Annotated in this window: 13 protein-coding genes; 7 read left to right on the top strand and 6 right to left on the bottom strand. The window is 70.3% G+C overall.

The features are described from left to right. Positions 1–8: 8 nt before the first annotated feature. The 3 genes from ABTZ94_RS19165 to ABTZ94_RS19155 all read right to left on the bottom strand — a co-directional run bounded on the left by ABTZ94_RS19165 (position 9) and on the right by ABTZ94_RS19155 (position 5,874). Complete coding sequence (locus ABTZ94_RS19165; protein WP_351202244.1) at positions 9–1,532, bottom strand: DUF5719 family protein; 1,524 nt, start codon at positions 1,530–1,532, stop codon at positions 9–11. Continuing rightward, positions 1,529–5,320, bottom strand: coding sequence for a glycosyltransferase (locus ABTZ94_RS19160; protein WP_351202243.1), 3,792 nt, complete (start codon positions 5,318–5,320; stop codon positions 1,529–1,531). The genes ABTZ94_RS19165 and ABTZ94_RS19160 overlap by 4 nt, the downstream gene beginning before the upstream one ends. Before the next feature lie 290 nt (positions 5,321–5,610). Continuing rightward, positions 5,611–5,874 carry a WhiB family transcriptional regulator gene (locus ABTZ94_RS19155; RefSeq protein ID WP_030927001.1) on the bottom strand — a complete coding sequence of 88 codons (264 nt, stop codon included), beginning with the start codon at positions 5,872–5,874 and terminating at the stop codon, positions 5,611–5,613. A 699-nt stretch (positions 5,875–6,573) separates the two neighbouring features. On the opposite strand from ABTZ94_RS19155, the gene ABTZ94_RS19150 reads away from it, so the two are divergent. The 3 genes from ABTZ94_RS19150 to ABTZ94_RS19140 are packed head-to-tail and all read left to right on the top strand — an operon-like array spanning position 6,574 to position 9,408. Next, a complete protein-coding gene (locus tag ABTZ94_RS19150; RefSeq protein WP_351202242.1) occupies positions 6,574–7,113 on the top strand; it encodes a cysteine dioxygenase in 540 nt (179 codons plus the stop codon). Between the two features lie 13 nt (positions 7,114–7,126). Beyond that, on the top strand, positions 7,127–8,083 hold the full coding sequence (gene cofD, locus ABTZ94_RS19145) for a 2-phospho-L-lactate transferase (RefSeq protein WP_351202241.1): 957 nt from the start codon (positions 7,127–7,129) through the stop codon (positions 8,081–8,083). After that, positions 8,080–9,408, top strand: coding sequence for a coenzyme F420-0:L-glutamate ligase (locus ABTZ94_RS19140; RefSeq protein ID WP_351202240.1), 1,329 nt, complete (start codon positions 8,080–8,082; stop codon positions 9,406–9,408). The genes cofD and ABTZ94_RS19140 overlap by 4 nt, the downstream gene beginning before the upstream one ends. A gap of 123 nt (positions 9,409–9,531) precedes the next feature. Here the strand turns inward: ABTZ94_RS19140 and ABTZ94_RS19135 are convergent, their stop codons facing one another. From ABTZ94_RS19135 to ABTZ94_RS19125, 3 genes are all read right to left on the bottom strand, one after another. Further along, positions 9,532–10,530, bottom strand: a complete 999-nt coding sequence (locus ABTZ94_RS19135) for a DNA-3-methyladenine glycosylase family protein (protein ID WP_351202239.1) — start codon at positions 10,528–10,530, stop codon at positions 9,532–9,534. A 68-nt stretch (positions 10,531–10,598) separates the two neighbouring features. After that, entirely contained in the window at positions 10,599–11,690 is a 1,092-nt protein-coding gene (gene manB, locus ABTZ94_RS19130) for a mannose-1-phosphate guanylyltransferase (protein ID WP_351202238.1), read from the bottom strand. A 123-nt stretch (positions 11,691–11,813) separates the two neighbouring features. Continuing rightward, positions 11,814–13,151, bottom strand: coding sequence for a peptidoglycan recognition protein family protein (locus ABTZ94_RS19125; protein ID WP_351202237.1), 1,338 nt, complete (start codon positions 13,149–13,151; stop codon positions 11,814–11,816). Positions 13,152–13,288: 137 nt separating this feature from the next. Between ABTZ94_RS19125 and ABTZ94_RS19120 the strand changes: the two genes are divergently transcribed. The 4 genes from ABTZ94_RS19120 to ABTZ94_RS19105 all read left to right on the top strand — a co-directional run bounded on the left by ABTZ94_RS19120 (position 13,289) and on the right by ABTZ94_RS19105 (position 19,213). Beyond that, positions 13,289–14,041 carry a TIGR03089 family protein gene (locus ABTZ94_RS19120; protein ID WP_351202236.1) on the top strand — a complete coding sequence of 251 codons (753 nt, stop codon included), beginning with the start codon at positions 13,289–13,291 and terminating at the stop codon, positions 14,039–14,041. 181 nt (positions 14,042–14,222) lie between these two features. Then, positions 14,223–15,461 carry an LCP family protein gene (locus tag ABTZ94_RS19115; protein ID WP_351202235.1) on the top strand — a complete coding sequence of 413 codons (1,239 nt, stop codon included), beginning with the start codon at positions 14,223–14,225 and terminating at the stop codon, positions 15,459–15,461. Positions 15,462–15,684: 223 nt separating this feature from the next. Continuing rightward, positions 15,685–17,493: an LCP family glycopolymer transferase gene (locus tag ABTZ94_RS19110; protein WP_351202234.1), complete on the top strand. Its 1,809-nt coding sequence runs from the start codon at positions 15,685–15,687 to the stop codon at positions 17,491–17,493. 49 nt (positions 17,494–17,542) lie between these two features. Continuing rightward, complete coding sequence (locus ABTZ94_RS19105) at positions 17,543–19,213, top strand: LCP family protein (protein WP_351202233.1); 1,671 nt, start codon at positions 17,543–17,545, stop codon at positions 19,211–19,213. The last annotated feature ends 121 nt before the right edge of the window (positions 19,214–19,334 follow it).

Below are 19,334 nucleotides of genomic sequence, written 5' to 3'. Positions count from 1 at the left end.
CCGCCTCCTCAGTCGTCCAGGAGCGACAGGTCCTGCTGGACCGCGGGCACCTCGACCGTTCCGCCGTCGTTCGGCAGGGTCTGCACGGTGAACATCTGGATGCCGTTCTGCGGCAGGGCCAGCGTGCGTGCGGCGTGGACCGGGCCGCCCGACTGCGTCTGCACCGTCAGCGCGTAGCTGCCCTTGAGTCCAGACGGTACGGGCGGGGTGACCGCGAGCGTCGTACCGCCGTTGACCGTGTACGTCTTGACGGTCTGTTCGCCGCCCCCGCTGCCCGCGGAGGCGGTGACCTTCACGGTGGCGGTGGCACCCGGCGCGGCGAGCGAGAGGGTCGAGCCCGTGGCCCGGTTGTCGGCCGCGGTCGCCTGTGCGCCCACCGGGCCGGTCGCCGGGATGTAGCCGACCTCCTGCCCGTCGCCCTTGCCGCGGACCACGCGCAGCGCGGCCACCACCGGGGTGCCCTTTCCGCCCTGGGCCGGGGTGAGCAGCAGGGAGCCGGCTTCGCCCCTGGTGATGTCCTTCAGATCGACGCCCGCGGTCATCCTCGACTTGACGTGGAGGTCCTCGTTTCCGAGCGGGGAGATCGCGCTGTTCTTGCCGAGCAGTTTCACCTTCAGATCGGCGTCGTCGTCGCCGGGTGCGAAGGCCACCAGTCGGACCGAGGTGGCGTCCGCCGGGATGCCGGGGAGCACCAGGGTGCCCGTCGGGTCGGCCGAGGCGGCCAGCCAGTCGCTGCCGGTCTCTTCGTCCGCGGTCCTGATGACCGCGCCGACGCGTCCGGTACGGGTGGTGACGTGGACGGTCACATCCTCGGCGACCTCGCTGGTCAGTGTGGAGATCAGGACCGGGACGCTGGACCGGGCGGGCACCGTGATGCCCTCGCCCACATCGGACTTGAGGGTGCCGTCCGGACCGTAGAGCTCGATGTCGGCGACGGCCGCGGTGTCGTCCGGGTTGGTGAGGTGGACGTAGTCCTCGCGGGACTTCGCGGTGCTCGCGGCCGGGAACCAGAAGTTCGTGTCGGGTCCGGTGCAGCTGACGCCGAGCACGCCGCGGGCGCCGCCCGCCTCGACCGTGGTGGTCTGCTGGGTGGTCCAGCCGGGGGCCAGGCGGCCGGTGGCGGTGCCGACCAGCGCGGGGGCGGCGGCGCCGGACGCTTCGGCGGTGGCTGGTTTGCCGGGCTCCTTCAGGGAGACGACCGGCTTTCCGGAATCCGCCTTCGCCTTGTCCTTCTTGCCCTTGCTCCCGTCCTCGTGCGTGGTGTCGTCGGCCGCCGTGGACGTGGCCTGCTTCAGTTCGGCCGTACCGGCCTCGCCGCCGCCGCCCGCCGGGGTGAAGGACGTGTACGTCGTCTCCGCGAGATCCGAGAGACCGGGCGCCGGGCAGAGCAGGCTGGACCGTTCCACCGGCAGCCGGGTGGGGGCCTTCGCCTCCGTCGTGCCCCCGTCGCCGGGCGCGGTGAGCGCGGCGAATCCGGTGACGGCGGCGAGGGCGACGGTGCCCGCGATGAGGGACAGGCTGGTGGACTTCACTCGGACTCGCCTCGCGATGCGTTACCGGTCGGCCACGGGTTCTGGCCCGGGGCGGGGTTCTCGTCGGGGTTCTGCGGGTCGTACTGGCCCTGCTGACCGGCCTGTCGGCCGTAGTCGGCCTGCGGATCGTACGGAGCCTGCGGATCGTACTGGGGGTTCTGCGGGGCGTACTGGGCCTGCGGGTCGTACTGCTGCTGCGCGTAGCCGTACGGGTCGTAGGCGTTCTGCTGGTACGGGTCGGCGGTCGCCTGTTGCTCCTGCTGTGCGCCGTACTGGCCGTCCTGGTAATGCTCGCCCTGGTAGTGCTGGTAGTCGGTGCCCTGGTACTGCTGCGCGTCCCATTCGCCGTACTGCTGCTGCGGCACCGCCGCGTACTGACCACTGTCGGCCTGCGAGGCGAACACGCCCTGGTCATCGGCCTGCTGCGGATGCTGTTCGGCCGTCTGCTGTGCGGGGATGTACTCCCCCGCCGCCTCCTCGGCGCTCCCGCCCAGGGCCGGCTCCGACTCGGCCTCCGCTTCCGCCTGGGCGGCCGCGCGCAGCCTGCGTGCCCGGCGCCCCTCGCCCGCGACCGGCTCCGCGGGAACCGTCGTGGCTTCCTCCGGCAGGTCGTCGTCGATCTCCCGGCGGCGGCCGGGCAGGGCGAGGACCACCAGGACCACGGCCAGCGCGGCCTGGGCCCAGATCCAGGCGGTGTGGGTGAGCGGCGCGTTGTACGTGAGGTCCAGAGTGCCGCCCTCCGCGGGGAGCTCGAAGCCCTGGGCCCAGCCGTCGACGGTCTTCCGGGTCAGGGCGCGCCCGTTGAGCGTGGCCTCCCAGCCGGGGTCGGCGGCGTCGGCGATGCGCAGCACCCGGCCGGAGCCGCCTGCCGGAATCTTTGTGTGCGCCTCGACGGGGAGGGAGCCCACGGGCAGCGGTTCCTCGTCGGCGCCGGACGGGATGATCATGACACGGGCGACCTGCCGGTCGACCCGCCACAGCGCACTGCCGTCCAGCTGGCTCAGCCGGCTGAGGCCCGGGGTCGCGTCGAGGACCCGGCTCATCTCCTTCGGAGCGCCGTCCCGTACCAGTACGTAACGGATCGCGAATCCGCTGAGCTGGCTGCCCTGGTCGGCGCCGGAGCCCGCGACCAGATTGGCGACGACCTTGTCGAGGTGGCTGTTGCTGCCGCCTGCCTCGGTCAGTTCCGCGTCACCGAGCCGCGCGCCGGAGCCGCGTGCCAGGGTGTACGAGACGGCGGCGGGCGATGTGCCGCCGAGGACCAGGGTGCGCGGCTGATCGCGGGTGGTGCTCTCCTCCGCGACGAACGCGGGCACCTGCACCGGGTCGCGGCGCTCCAGCGGGCCCGCGGCGCCGCCGATCATCCAGCCCGCGGCGGCCAGCACCGGGGCGAGGCCCGCGGCGAGGGCGATCAGTACGGCGACGGGCTGGCGCCAGCCGAAGCTGAGCTCGGCGACGCGTACTCGGGCGCCGTCCGCGCCGACCAGCGCGGCGACGATCAGCGCGATGCCGTAGACGAGGGTGGCGGGACCCGCCCAGCCCGAGCCGTTGGCGAGAACGGCGAAGACCAGTGCCACGAGCGCGACCACCCACGCGGTGCGTACCGCGAACTGCCGCTCCCCGCGCAGCAGCGCCGCCAGCGCGGCGAACACGATGCCGAGCAGCAGCACACCGCCCGCGGCCTTCGGGCCTCCGGGGCTGATGCCGAGCAGGTCGAGTGCGGAGGCCGTGCCCGTACCGATCTCCAGGCCCGCCTCCTTCAGGAAGCCGGACGGGCTGGTGAGGAGCGAGAGGGACCAGGGCGCGAGAACCAGCAGCGGTGTGCCGAGCGCGGCGAGGAAGCGGAGCCCGTACGCGGCGATGTCGTCGCGGCGCAGTGCGAGCACACCGATGCCGAGGACCACAGCGAGCGGCCAGACGATGGGCGTGAAGGCCATCGCACAGGTGAGGAGCAGGGCGTACGCCCAGGTGGCGCGCCAGCTGCCGCGGGCGTCGCCGCCGGCGCGCATGCCGTGCGCGGAGACGGCGGCGCGGGCGATCAGCGGGAGCAGGACGGCCAGTACGGCGGTGCCGACGCGGCCCGTCGCCAGTGCGCCGGTCGCGGCGGGCAGGAAGGCGTACGCGACGCTCGCCCAGGCCCGCAGCAGCCTTGAGTCGAGCAGCGGCCGGGAGACGAAGTACGCGGTGAGTCCGGCGAGCGGGACCGAGCAGACCAGCAGCAGTGTGAGCGCGAAGCCGGTCGAGCCGAGGAACAGCGCGGACAGGGCCGAGATGACGGCGAGGTAGGGCGGTGCGGTCTGTGTGCCGCCGGTACCGACCGCGTGCCAGCCGTCCGCGTACCTGCCCCACAGGTCAAAGACGTCGGCGGGCGCGGGCAGCAGTGCGCCGCCCGCCAGCGCTCCGCCGCCGAGCAGGCCGCGGCAGGCGACGAGCGAGACGAGCAGCAGGACGGCGAAGAGCACCGGGCCCGGCTTGCGCCCGATCCGCTTCAGCCGCGCGAACTGCTCGATCTCCAGGAAGTCGGCGTCGTCACCGCCGGGACCGGACTCCACGGCGCCGTGCCGTGAGCCGCCCGCGTCGGTATCGGAACCGCTGCCGAAGTTTCCGACGACCTGCTCGACGGTGGCACGGACGGTGGCGCCGGGCGGCGGGAAGAGGCCACGCAGTTCGGCCTGGTCGACGGCGCCCTTGCCCCGGCTGCGCCGGGCCGAGAGGATCCGCCCGGGGCGCAGCAGGGTGCCGAAGAGCCCGGCGACCTCGTCGAGGGCCTGGCCGGGCACCTTGCCGACGAGATAGGCGAGGGTACGCAGCAGGGTGCCGAGGACGAGCCTGAGCATCACCCAGGGCAGGGCCTTGGCACGTGCGTTGACCAGCATCGTGTAGACGGCACCGGCCTTGTCGACGCGGTGCGGGGAGGCGACCGAGCGTCCTGCGCAGTCGATGGGGCGGCGCTCGCGGGCAGAGGCCTCGGCATGTCTGATGACGGCGTCGGGGGCGACGAGCACCCGGTGTCCGGCGGTGTGCGCGCGCCAGCACAGGTCGACGTCGTCACGCATCAGCGGGAGCCTGCGGTCGAACCCGCCGAGCTCCTCCCAGATGTCACGGCGGATCAGCATGCCCGCGGTGGAGACGGAGAGCACGGTACGGACCTGGTCGTGCTGGCCCTGGTCCTGTTCGCGCCGGTCGAGTCCGGTCCAGCGGCGACCGCTGTTGGCGATGGAGACGCCGACTTCGAGCAGCTGCTTGCGGTCGTACCAGCCGCGGAGCTTGGGGCCGACGATCGCGGCGTGCGGGTCGGTGTCGACGACGCGCAGCAGCCCGGCGAGCGCGTCGGGCTCGGGTACGCAGTCGTCGTGGAGCAGCCAGAGCCACTGCACCGGTTCACCGTGCGGCAGTTCAGGCAGGTCGTACGCGTCTTCGCGCCAGCTCCTGCTGACGGGGTCCCAGCTGCTGGGGCGCTTCAGGTACGGCAGGTCCTCGGGGGTGAGGACGCCGGCCGTGCGGGTCGCCTCGTCGACGGCGGTGCCAAAGCTCGTACGGCGTGCGAGGTGCAGGACGCGTTCGGCGCCGAGCGCGTCGGTGACCAGCCGCGCGGAGTCGTCGGCGCTGCCGGTGTCGGCGGCGACGACGTTCTGTACGGGGCGTTCCTGCCCGAGCAGCCCGGCGAGCGCGTCGGGCAGCCAGCGTGCGCCGTCGTGGGAGACGAGCACGGCGGTGACGACATGCCGGGGGAACTCTGGGGCGGCGGCAGCCGCGTACGGCGCCGTCGATTGGCTGTGCACGGACATCGAGGTACGGGCCCTCCGGCCAGGTCCGGGGGGCGTCCCCCCGGGGGCTGCATCGGTGTACACGCGCGCTCCGTCGGGGCGTTGGCGCGTCTCGGACGGGGCCCCACACTAACGGTACGGACAACCGCGGTGCCGCCGAGCGGTTGAACGAGGGCGGTGACGCGGCGGTGGTAAAGCGGCTGCGGGCACAGCGATGGCCCGTCGCCTGCGGGGGCAGGCGACGGGCCATGGTCAATCGCGGTCGGGTGGGCGGCCGGTGCGCGGTGTTCTGTTGTTCCGGTGCCCCGCGGTCAGACGGCGGCCTTCTTCAGGCGGCGTCGTTCACGTTCCGAAAGGCCGCCCCAGATTCCGAAGCGTTCATCATTGGAAAGCGCGTACTCAAGGCATTCGGACCGGACTTCACAGGCGAGACAGACCTTCTTGGCCTCGCGGGTGGATCCGCCCTTCTCGGGGAAGAAGGACTCGGGATCGGTCTGGGCGCACAGCGCGCGCTCCTGCCAGCCGAGTTCCTCGTCCGCGTCCTCGACCAGCAGTTGCTGGAACAGCTCGGTCATGTGCGCCCCTCGTCTGTCTCTCGCGTCCCCGTGATGCAGCCGTTACTGATTGCGGCCGAACGACACGAGTGAAATTACAAGTGTGTAGCTCCAGGCCAGTCAAGCGAAGATCTGCTATTGGCCCCGGTATTCACTCTGCGGAACCAAGGGTATGCGGAAAGTGTGCAAATCGCCAAAAACCTGACATCTGCCATCGACCTCGCCACGCCCCTTCTCTCGCCAGGGGGACGACCGGGGTCATCCCCATGTTTCGATTCGATCACCGAAGCGATCAAGATCACAGCCAGGTCACGATGCCCCAACGACGTTTGCGGACGCGGTTGATGCGCCACATCTCCACCGCGTCGACCACACAAACCTTCCCCTGCCCCCAGTAACCGGATGAGGTGAACTATTACCACCAAATCGGGCATTGAGTTGACAGCGGAGGATCGAGCCGGTCTCCTTGACTGCATGCCAGCGACCGCAGCGATGTACGCCACCCACATCCGTGGGTTCCGCACCGCTGTCCAGGCCCGCTGTTGCTGTTCCAGCTGTCACAGCTGTTGATGCCGTAAGGCACCGGCTCTGATCCAGCTCCTCTTTGCAGAGCTTCTCGCAGAGCGTCTCCGTAGTGCTTCCTCTCCGCGCTTCCGCGGCTCTCCGGTCTCCGAGACACCCCGCACATGCACCCCCCCATGCCGAGGAACCCCCGTTTCCATGAACAGCGACAGCGACCTTCAGATCGCCGGCGACATCCTTGAGGTCCAGCACCTCCTCCAGCCGGCCCGCGAGCACCCCTCCACCGTGGCCGAGTTCGTCGGACTCGCCCGCAGCATCCGCGCCGACCGCGCGCAGTGGGCACCGCTCGTCCGGTACGACACCACCACCCGCTGGTACCACCGGCTGCGCACCGTTCCCCGAGCTCTCGGCTCCGCTCGAGCAGGGGAGACCCCACTTGGTTACGAGGTCTGGCTGCTCAGCTGGGTGCCCGGCCAGGGCAGCGGGCGCCACGACCACGGTCCGTCCTCCGGCGTACTGACCGTCCTGGACGGCCGGTTGACCGAGCACACCGAGCGCGGGACGCGGGCGTTGGACTCCGGCGCGCAGCGCGTCTTCGCGCCCGGCTATGTACACGAAGTGGTCAATGACTCCCTCGAACCGGCCGTCAGTCTGCACATCTACTACCCGGGTCTGACCGAGATGCCGATGCACGCGGCGCAATGCGCCCCGGCGGCCATGGATGTCGCACCCGCCTGACAAACTGCTGTGCATGCGCATTGTGGTTCTGGCCGGCGGTATCGGTGGTGCTCGTTTTCTGCGTGGCCTCAAGCAGGCCGCGCCCGACGCGGACATCACGGTGATCGGCAACACCGGTGACGACATCCATCTGTTCGGGCTGAAGGTCTGCCCCGACCTCGACACCGTGATGTACACCCTCGGCGGTGGCATCAACGAGGAGCAGGGCTGGGGGCGTACGGACGAGAGCTTCCAGGTCAAGGAGGAGCTCGCGGCGTACGGCGTGGGGCCCGAATGGTTCGGGCTCGGCGACCGCGACTTCGCAACGCACATCGTCCGTACGCAGATGCTGGGCGCGGGGTATCCGCTGAGCGCCGTCACCGAGGCGCTCTGTGCGCGCTGGAAGCCGGGGGTCCGGCTGCTGCCGATGTCAGACGACCGGGTCGAGACGCATGTCGCGGTCGACATGGACGGCGAGCGCAGGGCGATCCACTTCCAGGAGTACTGGGTGAAGCTGCGCGCCTCGGTCGAGGCGCAGGCGGTCGTGCCGGTCGGCGCCGAGCAGGCCAAGCCCGCGCCGGGCGTGCTGGAGGCCATCGCCGAGGCGGATGTCATCCTCTTCCCGCCGTCCAACCCCGTCGTGTCGGTGGGGACGATTCTTGCCGTGCCCGGGATCCGGGAGGCGATCGCGGAGGCCGGGGTGCCGGTCGTCGGCCTCTCCCCCATCGTCGGGGACGCGCCCGTGCGCGGGATGGCGGACAAGGTGCTCGCCGCGGTGGGCGTCGAGTCGACGGCCTCGGCCGTGGCCACGCACTACGGTTCCGGGCTGCTCGACGGATGGCTCGTCGACACGGTGGACGCCGGGGTCGTCGACGAGGTGGAGGCCGCTGGCATCCGCTGCCGTTCCGTGCCGCTGATGATGACCGATGCCGACGCGACGGCGGAGATGGCCCGGCAGGCGTTGGTGCTCGCCGAGGAGGTACGGGCGTGAGCGCCGAGTCCTCCGATTCTTCCCCGGTGCCGTCCTACCGCGTCTGGGCGCTGCCCGGGATGCCCGAAGTGCAGGCCGGGGACGACCTGGCGAAGCTGATCGCCGCCACCGAGCCGGGGCTGGTCGACGGCGACGTCCTGCTGGTCACCTCGAAGATCGTCTCCAAGGCGGAGGGCCGGACCGTCGAGGCCACCGACCGGGAGGCCGCGATCGACGCGGAGACGGTACGGGTGGTGGCGAGGCGTGGCACGCTGCGGATCGTCGAGAACCGGCAGGGTCTCGTCATGGCCGCGGCCGGGGTCGATGCCTCGAACACCCCTGCCGGAACGGTGCTGTTGCTGCCCGAGGACCCGGACGCTTCGGCGCGCGCCATCCGGGACGGGCTGCGGGACACCCTCGGTGTCGAGGTCGGGGTCGTCGTCACGGACACCTTCGGGCGCCCGTGGCGCAACGGGCTGACCGATGTCGCGATCGGGGCGGCCGGTGTCCTGGTGCTGGACGATCTGCGCGGCGGTACGGATGCGTACGGCAATCCGCTGAGCGCGACCGTGGTCGCCACCGCGGATGAGCTGGCCTCGGCCGGTGATCTGGTCAAGGGCAAGGCTTCGGGGCTGCCGGTCGCAGTGGTACGGGGGCTCGGCCATGTCGCGGACCCGACGGATTCCGCGGGCGGTGCCCGGGCGATGGTGCGGGTCGCGGCCGACGACATGTTCCGGCTCGGTACGTCGGAAGCGGTACGGGAAGCGGTGACCCTGCGGCGTACGGTGCGCGAGTTCACCGACGATCCGGTGGACCCGGGGGCGGTGCGGCGGGCCGTGGCCGCGGCGGTGACGGCGCCGGCGCCGCATCACACGACGCCGTGGCGGTTCGTCCTGCTGGAGTCCGAGGAGTCGCGGACCCGGCTGCTCGACGCGATGCGGGACGCCTGGATCGCGGATCTGCGCCGGGACGGCCGGAGCGAGGAGTCGATCGCGAAGCGGGTGCGGCGGGGCGATGTGCTGCGCCGGGCGCCGTATCTGGTGGTGCCGTGTCTGGTGATGGACGGCTCCCACACGTATGGGGACGAGCGGCGGGACACCGCGGAGCGCGAGATGTTCGTGGTCGCCGCGGGTGCGGGTATCCAGAACTTCCTGGTGGCGCTGGCGGGCGAGCAGCTCGGTTCGGCGTGGGTGTCGTCGACGATGTTCTGCCGCGATGTGGTGCGTGAGGTGCTGGAGCTGCCGGGGTCGTGGGATCCGTTGGGAGCGGTCGCGGTGGGGCGGGCGGCGGTTGCTCCTGCGGCGCGGGTGGGGCGGAGTGCGGAGGGGTTTGTCGCGGTGCGGTGAGGTGGTGGGGGTGGGTATTTCCCCTTCCCGCCCCTTTCCTGAACCGGGGCTTTGCCCGGGGCCCGGCCCTCGAGCGCCGGGCGGGCTGGAAAGAATGCCGGACGGGCTGCGGTTCCTCTCCTGTTACAGGCGGGCGATGTCGCCTCTCGTCATGCGAGGGGCCCGGCGGGGTGGGGTGTGGCCCGACAGGAGGATGAGGCGGGTGGCTCGGTGGCGTTGGCCCTCATAGGGGGTGAGAAGGGCCAGCATTTCCTCGTCGTCGGCGTTTCTGTTGCCTGCCAGGGCGTGGCCGACGATGCCGGGGAGGTGGACATCGCCGACCGTGACCGCGTCCGCCGCGCCGTTTGACCGTTGGAGGGTCTCGGCCGAGGTCCAGGGGCCGATGCCGGGGATCAGTTCCAGGCGGGCCCTGGCCTGCGGGAGCTCCATGGCGGCCGCCTCCTCCAGGCGGCGGGCCACGCGTACCGCGCGCAGGATCGTGGCCGAGCGTTTGGCGTCGACACCTGCGCGGTGCCATTCCCAGGAGGGGATCAGGGACCAGGTGCGGGCGTCCGGCATGACGTGCAGGCCGAGAGCGGTGAACGCGGCGTGGTCCGTGGGGCCGGGCGCCGGGGTGCCGTGCTTGCGGACCAGGTAGCGCCAGGCGCGGTAGGCCTCGTCCGTGGTGACCTTCTGTTCGAGGACCGACGGGATCAGGGATTCCATGACCAGGCCGGTGCGCAGCAGGCGCAGGCCGGGGCGGCTGTGCCGGGTCAGGGCGAGCAGCCGGTGGCGGGGGAGGAAGGCGTCCGGGTCGTCCGTCGCCCCGAGCAGCGTCGGGAGCTGGTCCAGCAGCCAGGGTGCGCCCGGTCCCCAGGCCGTCGCCTCGATCCGGCCGTCCCGGGCCGTGACGCGGAGGGTTCCGGGGCCCGCGGGTGTGCGGCCGGCCCGCCAGACCGCGCCGTCCCGGGTCATCCGGAAGGTGGGGTCGGCGGGGCCGCGGCGCAGCGGGCCGAGGACCAGGCGCAGGTCGAGCGGGCCGGGCGGGGTCCAGTCGCGGGTCAGCGCGTCCGTCGCCGGAGCCGCCGCCTGGTGGGGGACGGCCGCGCGAGGGGAACTGCGGGGTGCGAATCGTCCTGCCACGGTGAGGTCCTCGGTCGTCGGGGGTACCTGTCGAGGGTAAGACCGACCGGCGCATGGCGGGTGCCCCGCTATTCGTCGGACGAGAAGCGCACCGCGGCGTCCGGCAGGACCGCCCCGCACCAGATGCGGATGCCGTCGCGCAGTTCGTTGTCGGCGCCGACCCGGGCCCCGTCCCCGATGACCGCGCCGGTCAGCACCGTACGGCTGCCGATCCTGGCACCGGCTCCGACCAGCGAGTGCGTGATCACGGCTCCCGGTTCGACGACCGCGCCGGCCAGTACCGCGGAGCCGTGGATCCGGGCTCCTTCGCCGATCACGGCGCCCTCGCCGATGACCGTACCGCCGCCGAGTTTGGCGTCGGCAGCGACGGAGGCCGTCGGCAGGACGAGTTGGTCGCCGCACCGGCCGGGGACGGCAGGGGAGGGTGCGAGGCCCAGGACCAGGTCGGCGGAGCCGCGTACGAAGGCCTGCGGGGTGCCGAGGTCCAGCCAGTACGTGGAGTCGACCATGCCCTGGAGATGTGCGCCGGAGGCGAGCAGTCCGGGAAAGGTCTCGCGCTCGACGGAGACAGGGCGACCGGCCGGGATGGTGTCGATGACCGACCTGCGGAAGATGTACGCCCCCGCGTTGATCTGGTCGGTGACGATCTCCTCGGGCGTCTCGGGCTTCTCCAGGAACGCGGTGACCCTGCCGCTGCCGTCCGTCGGTACGAGGCCGAAGGCGCGCGGGTCCTCGACCCTGGTGAGGTGGAGGGAGACATCCGCTCCGGATGCGGTGTGCGAGGCGACCAGCGCCCGGATGTCGAGGCCGGTGAGGATGTCGCCGTTGAAGATGAGCACCGGTTCGTCGGGGCCCGCGGTGAGCCGTGACGCGACGTTGCGTATCGCTCCGCCGGTGCCGAGCGGTTCGCGTTCGGTGACGTACTCGATGTGGAGACCGAGCGACGAACCGTCCCCGAAGTACGGTTCGAAGACCTCCGCCAGATATGACGTCGCGAGCACGATGTGCTCGACCCCGGCGGCCCGGGCACGCGCCAGCTGGTGCGTCAGGAACGGGACGCCCGCTGCCGGAACCATGGGCTTGGGAGTGTGCACCGTGAGCGGGCGCAGCCTGGTTCCCTTGCCGCCGACCAGGAGGATCGCTTCTCTTGCCTCTGTCACAGCGCTGACTCTGCTTCCTGGTGGGACCTGTCCTGGTTTCGGCAGGCCAGTGTATGCAGACCGGTTCGGTTGTCCCCGGTCAGCAGGCCACAACGGCCCGTGGCAGCCTTCGCGGTGTTCTGTTCAGCGGCCCTGCAGATGGGCGGAGCTGGTCCGTGCCGAGCCGAGCTTCTCGTAGAGACGCTCTCCGGGACATTCGGTTGCGAAGCCGTCCCGATGGCCGGAGATGACGTTGAGCTTGACCTTCTTTCCCTTCTTGAACTTGTTCCCGCCGCCCGAGACGAGCGTGGTCTTGCCCTGCGGGTTGGCTCCGGACAGGCCGAGCTTCCAGGCGGTGAGCTTCGCGATGGCGTTCACCGCGGCGGCGGGCGGCTTCGAGTCGGTGAAGGTTCCGAGCACCGCGATGCCCGAGCTGTTGCTGTTGAAGCCGAGCGTGTGCGCGCCCAGGACGGCCTTCGTCACGCCTCCGGCACGTCCTTCGTAGATGCTTCCGCACTTGTCGACGACGAAGTTGTAGCCGATGTCGCGCCAGCCGCTGCTCTTGACGTGGTAGCGGTAGATGCCGCGCAGGACGGAGGCCGCCTGGGTGCACTTGTAGTTGTTGCCCGTGGCGCTGTGGTGGATGAACGCGGCCTTGACGCTCTTGGTGTACACGAAGGCGTCCTCCCTGAGTTTCTCGTCGGCGCCCCAGCCCATGCGGGTGATGATGCGCGGCCGGGGTCCGATGTACGGCTGGGCACCGGAGGCGAGTCCGGCCTCCGCCTCGCTGCGTGCCTCGGTCTCCGCCTTGCTCAGGGCGGGGAGCACGAGCCCGTCGAGCGGTGTGGTGCGGTCGTCGCCGGTCTCCCCGGCCCCGGCGCCCGCTGCGGGGAGCGGCTGCGGGTCCTTGCCGGGGTCGACGAGTTCGACGCGCAGACCGGTGGGCAGCGGTACAGCGGGGGCATTCCGGTCCTGCGGGTCGGTGGAATCCGGGAATACGCGGGCCGCGACCCCGTCCGAATCGCCGACCCAGAGCGGGGCGGTGGAGCCGCGGACGGTGCCGGACTCGCGTTCGGCGGTCCCGAGGTCGGCGGCATGCTCGGCGTTGTGCGTCTCCAGGTCCTGCCAGTCCGACCAGCGGGTGGTGCCGATGGCACGGGTGCGGACCTGGACAGTGCCGCGGAGCTCAGTGTCCACGTCGTCCCAGACGACGCCGACCAGGGAGAAGGGGCGGACACCGTGCTCGGGCAGCCCCTGTTCGGCGGCCTCGGCGGTACGGGTGGGCTCGCCGGTGGCCCTGCCGGACGGTACCGGCAGCGGCGTCAACGGCAGGGACTGCGTCGAGCCCGGCACATCGGGGGGCTCGACGGACTCGGCGGGGACGGCGGGGGTGTCGGGGGCGGCGCCCGCGGGCACGGCCAGCGGCAGTACGAGAACCGCCGCGCAGATGACACCGATCGAGGATGCAATGAAGGCACGCATACGAATAATCCTGGGCACATTCCGGCAACTCCGGCTACCGGGGTATCTCCGCACATTTGACGGGCCGTCTGCCGAACCGGTGTACCCGGCGCCCGTCAACCCCACCCGGCCCGGCACCGCCGCGTACTCTTGCGCGGATGAACGCCACCGACCGCACCCCCGCCGACCTGCTGCGTTCCGCGCTCGCCGAGGATCCGGCCCGCCCCTTGGTCACTTTCTACGACGACGCCACCGGAGAACGCGTCGAACTGTCGGTGGCCACCTTCGCCAATTGGGTGGCCAAGACCGCCAACCTCCTGCAGGGCGACCTCGCCGCGGAACCGGGCGATCGGCTCGCCCTTCTGCTGCCCGCGCACTGGCAGTCCGCGGTCTGGCTGCTCGCCTGTTCGTCGGTCGGTGTGATCGCCGATGTGCAGGGCGACCCGGCCGGCGCCGACCTCGTCGTCAGCGGCCCGGACACATTGGAGGCCGCGCGCGCCTGCCGCGGCGAGCGGGTCGCCCTGGCGCTGCGCCCGCTGGGCGGCAGGTTCCCGCAGACACCCGAGGGTTTCGCCGACTACGCGGTCGAGGTGCCGAGCCAGGGCGACCGGTTCGCCCCGTTCGCCCCCGTGGGCCCGGACGCTCCCGCGCTGGCGGTGGGCGGTGTCGAGCTGACGGCGGCGCAACTGGTGGCGCGGGCCCGCGAGGATGCGGCCGGCCTCGGCCTGACCGCCGGGTCGCGGCTGCTGACGGGACGTACGTACGACACCTGGGAAGGCCTGAGCGCGGGGCTGTTCGCGCCGCTGGCCGCCGGAGGGTCCGTGGTCCTGTGCCGGCATCTGAGGCAGCTGGGCGAGGACGGTCTGGCGAAGCGCGTCGAAAGTGAACGGGTCACCAACACCGCGGCATGACAAGCACCCTGAGGACCACTCGTCCGGCCCCTACCGGGTCGAGTCCTCAAGGCTGCGCGTCAACTCCGGTACATGATCGGCGGTACAGACCACTCGGGACACAACCAAGCGTGAGGTTCAGCCGTCTACTCCTGCAACCGGCGGCCCAGCGCGCCGCCGAACGTGAAGGATGGACGCAGACGTGAGCGAAAGCGCCGGCCCGCCGGACGACTCCGACGACTCGGCTGCGGGCGAGGGCAAGTCGCAGGCCGGGGACGGATCCGCCGCCCCGAAGCCGCTCGCCGGGCACAGGAACCACTGGCTGCGCTGGACCGCGCTCGGTGTCTCGTTCGTCGTCCTGGCCTCCGCGGGCGCCGCCTGGTGGCTGTACAGGAAGCTCGACGGAAACATCAGGACCGACACCTCGGCGGCCGCCGAACTGAAGACGTACGAGCGGGAGCGGCCGGCCTCCGTGGTGCACGACGCGGAGAACATTCTGCTCATCGGCTCCGACAGCCGGGCAGGTGACAACCGCAAGTACGGTCGTGACGACGGCGGCAGCCAGCGTTCGGACACCACGATCCTGCTGCACCTCGCCGCGGACCGGAAGAGCGTCACAGCGATGTCCCTGCCGCGCGATCTGATGGTGGAGATCCCGGCCTGCCACAAAGCGGACGGTACGACCACGAAGGAGCAATTCGCCCAGTTCAACTGGGCCTTCGAGTTCGGCGGCACCGCCTGCACGATCCGTACGGTCGAGACGTTGACCGGCGTCCGGATCGACCACCAGATGGTCGTCGACTTCAACGGCTTCAAGGACATGGTCGACGCGGTGAACGGCGTCGAGGTCTGCCTCAAGAAGCCGGTCGACGACGCCGACGCCCATCTGAAGCTCTCCGCCGGGCGCCAGAAACTCAACGGCGAGCAGGCGCTGGGGTACGTACGGGCCCGCAAGTCCATCGGGAACGGCAGCGACACCGAGCGGATGGACCGTCAGCAGCAGTTCCTGGGCGCACTGGTGAACAAGGTGCAGAGCAACGGCGTCCTGCTCAATCCGACCCGCCTCTACCCGGTGCTGGACGCGGCCACCAAGGCGCTGACCACGGACCCGGGTCTGGACAGCCTCAAGGACCTGTACGAGCTGGTGCGCGGCCTGCGCGATGTACCGACCGACAAGGTGCAGTTCCTGACCGTGCCCCGGCAGCCGTACGCCGTCGACCCGAACCGGGACGAACTCGTCCAGCCCGATGCGAAACGGCTTTTCAAGCGGTTGCGCGAGGACACGCCGGTCGCCGTGGTCCCGGAGGACCAGCTCAAGGGTGACGACGGGAAGAACAACAGGGAAAACAATGCCGCGACCGATACACCGGACGCTGCGGGCCCAAGTCCCACACCGACCTATTCGGGCAACAACGCGGCGGCCGACCTGTGCAAGCGGTAAAGCAATTACCAAGCAGAAGCCGGTGATCGGCGTGTAATGAGCAGAATGACCAGTTGTAAGGACCGTGGAATTTGTCACGCTCGTCGCTCGACGCCGAACCGTGCCGATAGTGTGACGCGATCCGGTGCTACCGGCCGCCAGGCCGCGCACTTCCGGAGCGAAAGATCGAGCGCCTGATCGGGGGAGGCGCCTCGCGTGGCACCGACGGAGGACCCAAGAAACCGTGGATGCGCAAAGCCGTGGGCGGTCGGATGGAATCGACCCCGCAGACCAGTGGGTCCTCAACCCGCAAACAGGCGATTACGAACTGCGACTGAATCATTCCGGAGGGGATTCGGCCGGCCGTTCCCAGGCGTCCGGTCCGCGTATCCCCAATCGCAGAAGACCGGTCCGTGACGGTGGCGGCGAGCGCCGAGGCACGGCCCGCGACGGCAATGGCGAACGCCCGGGTCCGGCCCGCGACGGGCACGGGTCCGTCCCGCGCCGCGAGGTTCCGGGACAGCGCAGCCGCCGTTCGGCCAATGCCCCGCGCAACCAGGAGGGTTCCGGCCACGGCGAGACACCGGGCCGCCGCAGCCGCAAGGCCCCCAAGGCGCGCCGCAAGAAGGCGCTGCTGTGGACGGGCGGCACGATGGCCTTCGTACTCGTCGGCCTGTCGGTGGGCGGATACGCGCTCTACCAGCACTTCAACAGCAACCTGAGCACCATCGACATCGGCAGCGCCGGCAACAAGAACGTCATCAACGCCAACGCCCCGCTCAACATACTGATCATCGGTACCGACAAGCGCACCGGTAAGGGCAACGAGGGATACGGCGACAAGGGCAGCACCGGCCACGCCGACACCAACATCCTCTTCCACGTCTCCAAGGACCGCACCAACGCGACGGCGCTGAGCATCCCCCGCGACATGATCACCGACATCCCGGACTGCACCGCCAAGCAGCCGGACGGCTCGGAGAAGGTCATTCCGGGGACACCGGGCGTCCGCTTCAACGTCAGCCTCGGCCAGGAGGACCGCAACCCGGGCTGCACCATGGATACGGTCGAGGAGATCACCGGCCTCCGGCCCGACCACTTCATGATGGTCGACTTCAACGCGGTGAAGGAGCTGTCCACCGCGGTCGGCGGCGTCAAGGTCTGTCTGGCCAAGCCGGTCAAGGACAAGGACTCGCATCTGGACCTGCCGGAGGGTGAGCACAAGATCCAGGGCGAGGACGCCCTGGCGTTCGTACGGACCCGGCACAGCTTCGGCAACGAGAGTGACCTGGACCGGATCAAGGTCCAGCAGCAGTTCATCGCCTCGATGATCCGGCAGATGCAGTCGGACGACACCCTGACCAGCCCGACCAAGCTGTTCAAGCTGGCGGACGCGGCGACCAGGGCGCTCACCGTGGACCCCGGCATCGGCTCTGGGAAGAAGCTGATGGCGCTGGCCCAGGAACTCAGCAAGGTCGACACCAAGAACATCACCTTCACGACGGTGCCGGTGAAGGACAACCCCGCCGAGAAGGTCAAGGCCACCGTCGTGCTGGACACGGCCAAAGCAGACCCGCTGTTCGCCATGATGCGCGAGGACACCTCGCTGACCGAGGTGAAGGCGCAGAAGAAGGCCGCGAAGAGCAAGCAGAACGCGCTCCTCAAGGGCACCAAGGCCGCCGCGGCCGACGTACGTGTCGACGTGTACAACGGCGGCAAGATCGGCGGTGCCGCGCAGACGACCGTTGCCTGGCTGCAGAACAACGAGGGCGTGCTCAAGTCTTCGAACAAGGCCAACGCTCCGGCGAAGATCGACAAGACGACGCTGGAGTACGCACCGAACCAGGCGGACCAGGCCCGCGCGCTGGCCGCCATCATGGGCCTGCCCGGCTCGGCCCTGAAGAAGGGCACCACGGACGCCGAGGGTCTCCAGGCGATGGTGTTGACGCTGGGCGCCGACTTCAAGGGCGCGGGCATACCCATCATGGGACCGGCAAAGGTGCCGGACGGAATTCAGCAGGCAAACGCCGACAAGGCAGAGTGCGCCAAGTGACACCGGGTCACTGCGCCAAACCACGAGTCTGAGCAGCAGGGGGATCCTGGTGGGACGCAGTAGTACACCCGGGGAGGGGACGCGACCACGCGTCCGGCACACCGGTCAACGCGGCCGGAACGACGGTCTCTACGAGGATGCGCCGAAGGAGGGCCCGGATTCCGGCGCCGCCGGCCGACTGCCCGCCCCGGCGGACAGCGGCCATCGGCGCAGTGGGCCGAAGCGGCACGGCGGGAAGGGCAAGCGCCGAACACTGCGCTGGGTCGCCGTGGTTCTCGCGCTGTTCATACTCGGCGGCGCCGGCGCCGGATACCTCTACATCGAGCACCTCAACGGAAACCTCAAGAAGGCCGATCTAACGCTCGGCGACAAGACGATGCCCGACCACAAGGCCAATGCCGCCGGTCAGACCCCGCTGAACATCCTGCTGATCGGCTCGGACGCGCGGAACTCCAAGGAGAACCAGAAGCTCGGCGGGGCCAAGGACACATTCGGCGCGCCGCCCCTCGCCGATGTGCAGATGCTGCTCCATCTCTCCGCGGACCGCAGCAACATGTCGGTGATCAGCATGCCGCGCGACACGCTGCTGAAGATCCCGAAGTGCACCGACCCGAAGACGGGGCACGTCTTCCCCGAGACCACGGGCCTGACGATGACCAACGAGTCGCTCGGCCGGGGCGGTCCCGGATGCTCCGTGGCCACCTGGTACGAGCTCACCGGCATCACCATCGACCACTTCATGATGATCGACTTCGCCGGTGTGGTCTCGATGGCCGACGCGATCGGCGGCGTTCCGGTCTGCGTCAAGGGCAACGTCTATTCCCACACGAGCGAGGGAAAGGGCTCCGGGCTGAAGCTGGAGAAGGGCACCACCAAGGTCAAGGGCGAGCAGGCCCTCCAGTGGCTGCGGACCCGCTACGGCTTCGAGGACGGCACCGACCTCGGCCGCACCCATGCCCAGCACATGTACATGAACTCGATGGTCCGTGAGTTGCGCAAGGGCACCAAGCTCACCGACCCGGGCAAGCTGATGAGCCTCGCCGATGCGGCGACCAACGCGCTGACGGTCGACAAGCGCCTCAACACGGTCAAGAAGCTGTACGACCTCGCGGGCGAGCTCAAGAAGGCGCCCACCAAGCGCATCACGATGACGACGATGCCGAACGTCTACGGAACGGGCGTGTACAAGGGCCGGGTGCTCCCGAAGCCCGTCGACGCCGATCGGCTGTTCCAGATGGTCCGCGACGACGTCCCGCTGGACGGAAAGGCGTCCAAGCGCAAGGCCCCGGCCGCCAAGAAGCCCACGGCGCCCCTCGCCGAGATCCCGGTCACCATTCGCAACGGAACCCGCACCGAAACCGAGTACGCGATCAAGGGCCGTGCCTCGGAGGTCAAGGAGCTGCTGGCCGGGCAGGGCTTCACGCAGACCACGGTCGATTCGCAGTACATCGACGCGGCGGCGCGGACCGGGGTGCTCTTCCCCAGCGTGGACATGGAGGGCAATGCCCAGGCCGTCGCCAAGGCGCTCGGTATCCCGCTGACGGCGGTGAAGAAGTCGACCGCGGTCTCGGGCATCACGCTGACCGTGGGGGCCGACTGGCGCGAGAGCGGGGACTATCACGCGTCCAGCGCCGAGGAGAAGACTCCGGAGAGCGCACGCGCCCTGAACGGCGACGACGAAGAGGCGTGCATGGACGTCCAACCGGGCTTCGGCTGGTAGTTCCGGACCGGGCGCAACGCACTGTGGAGGCTGTCGCACGACTCCTGCCCGGTGAAGGTCAAGAGCGATTCGTTGTTCGGTTCCGAGGATCAGGGAGGCGTCGGATTCTTGGCCGGTGGAG

The organism is Streptomyces sp. NPDC002785 (assembly GCF_040295565.1).
Lineage (GTDB): Bacteria > Actinomycetota > Actinomycetes > Streptomycetales > Streptomycetaceae > Streptomyces.
This window is presented reverse-complemented; position numbering and strand designations above follow the sequence as displayed.

Excerpts from the sequence above, each read along its gene's own strand:
- ABTZ94_RS19160 (WP_351202243.1), bottom strand. The coding sequence starts at position 5,320 with ATGTCCGTGCACAGCCAATCGACGGCGCCGTACGCGGCTGCCGCCGCC.
- ABTZ94_RS19155 (WP_030927001.1), bottom strand. The coding sequence starts at position 5,874 with ATGACCGAGCTGTTCCAGCAACTGCTGGTCGAGGACGCGGACGAGGAA.
- ABTZ94_RS19150 (WP_351202242.1), top strand. The coding sequence starts at position 6,574 with ATGAACAGCGACAGCGACCTTCAGATCGCCGGCGACATCCTTGAGGTC.
- cofD (WP_351202241.1), top strand. The coding sequence starts at position 7,127 with ATGCGCATTGTGGTTCTGGCCGGCGGTATCGGTGGTGCTCGTTTTCTG.
- ABTZ94_RS19125 (WP_351202237.1), bottom strand. The coding sequence starts at position 13,151 with ATGCGTGCCTTCATTGCATCCTCGATCGGTGTCATCTGCGCGGCGGTT.
- ABTZ94_RS19120 (WP_351202236.1), top strand. The coding sequence starts at position 13,289 with ATGAACGCCACCGACCGCACCCCCGCCGACCTGCTGCGTTCCGCGCTC.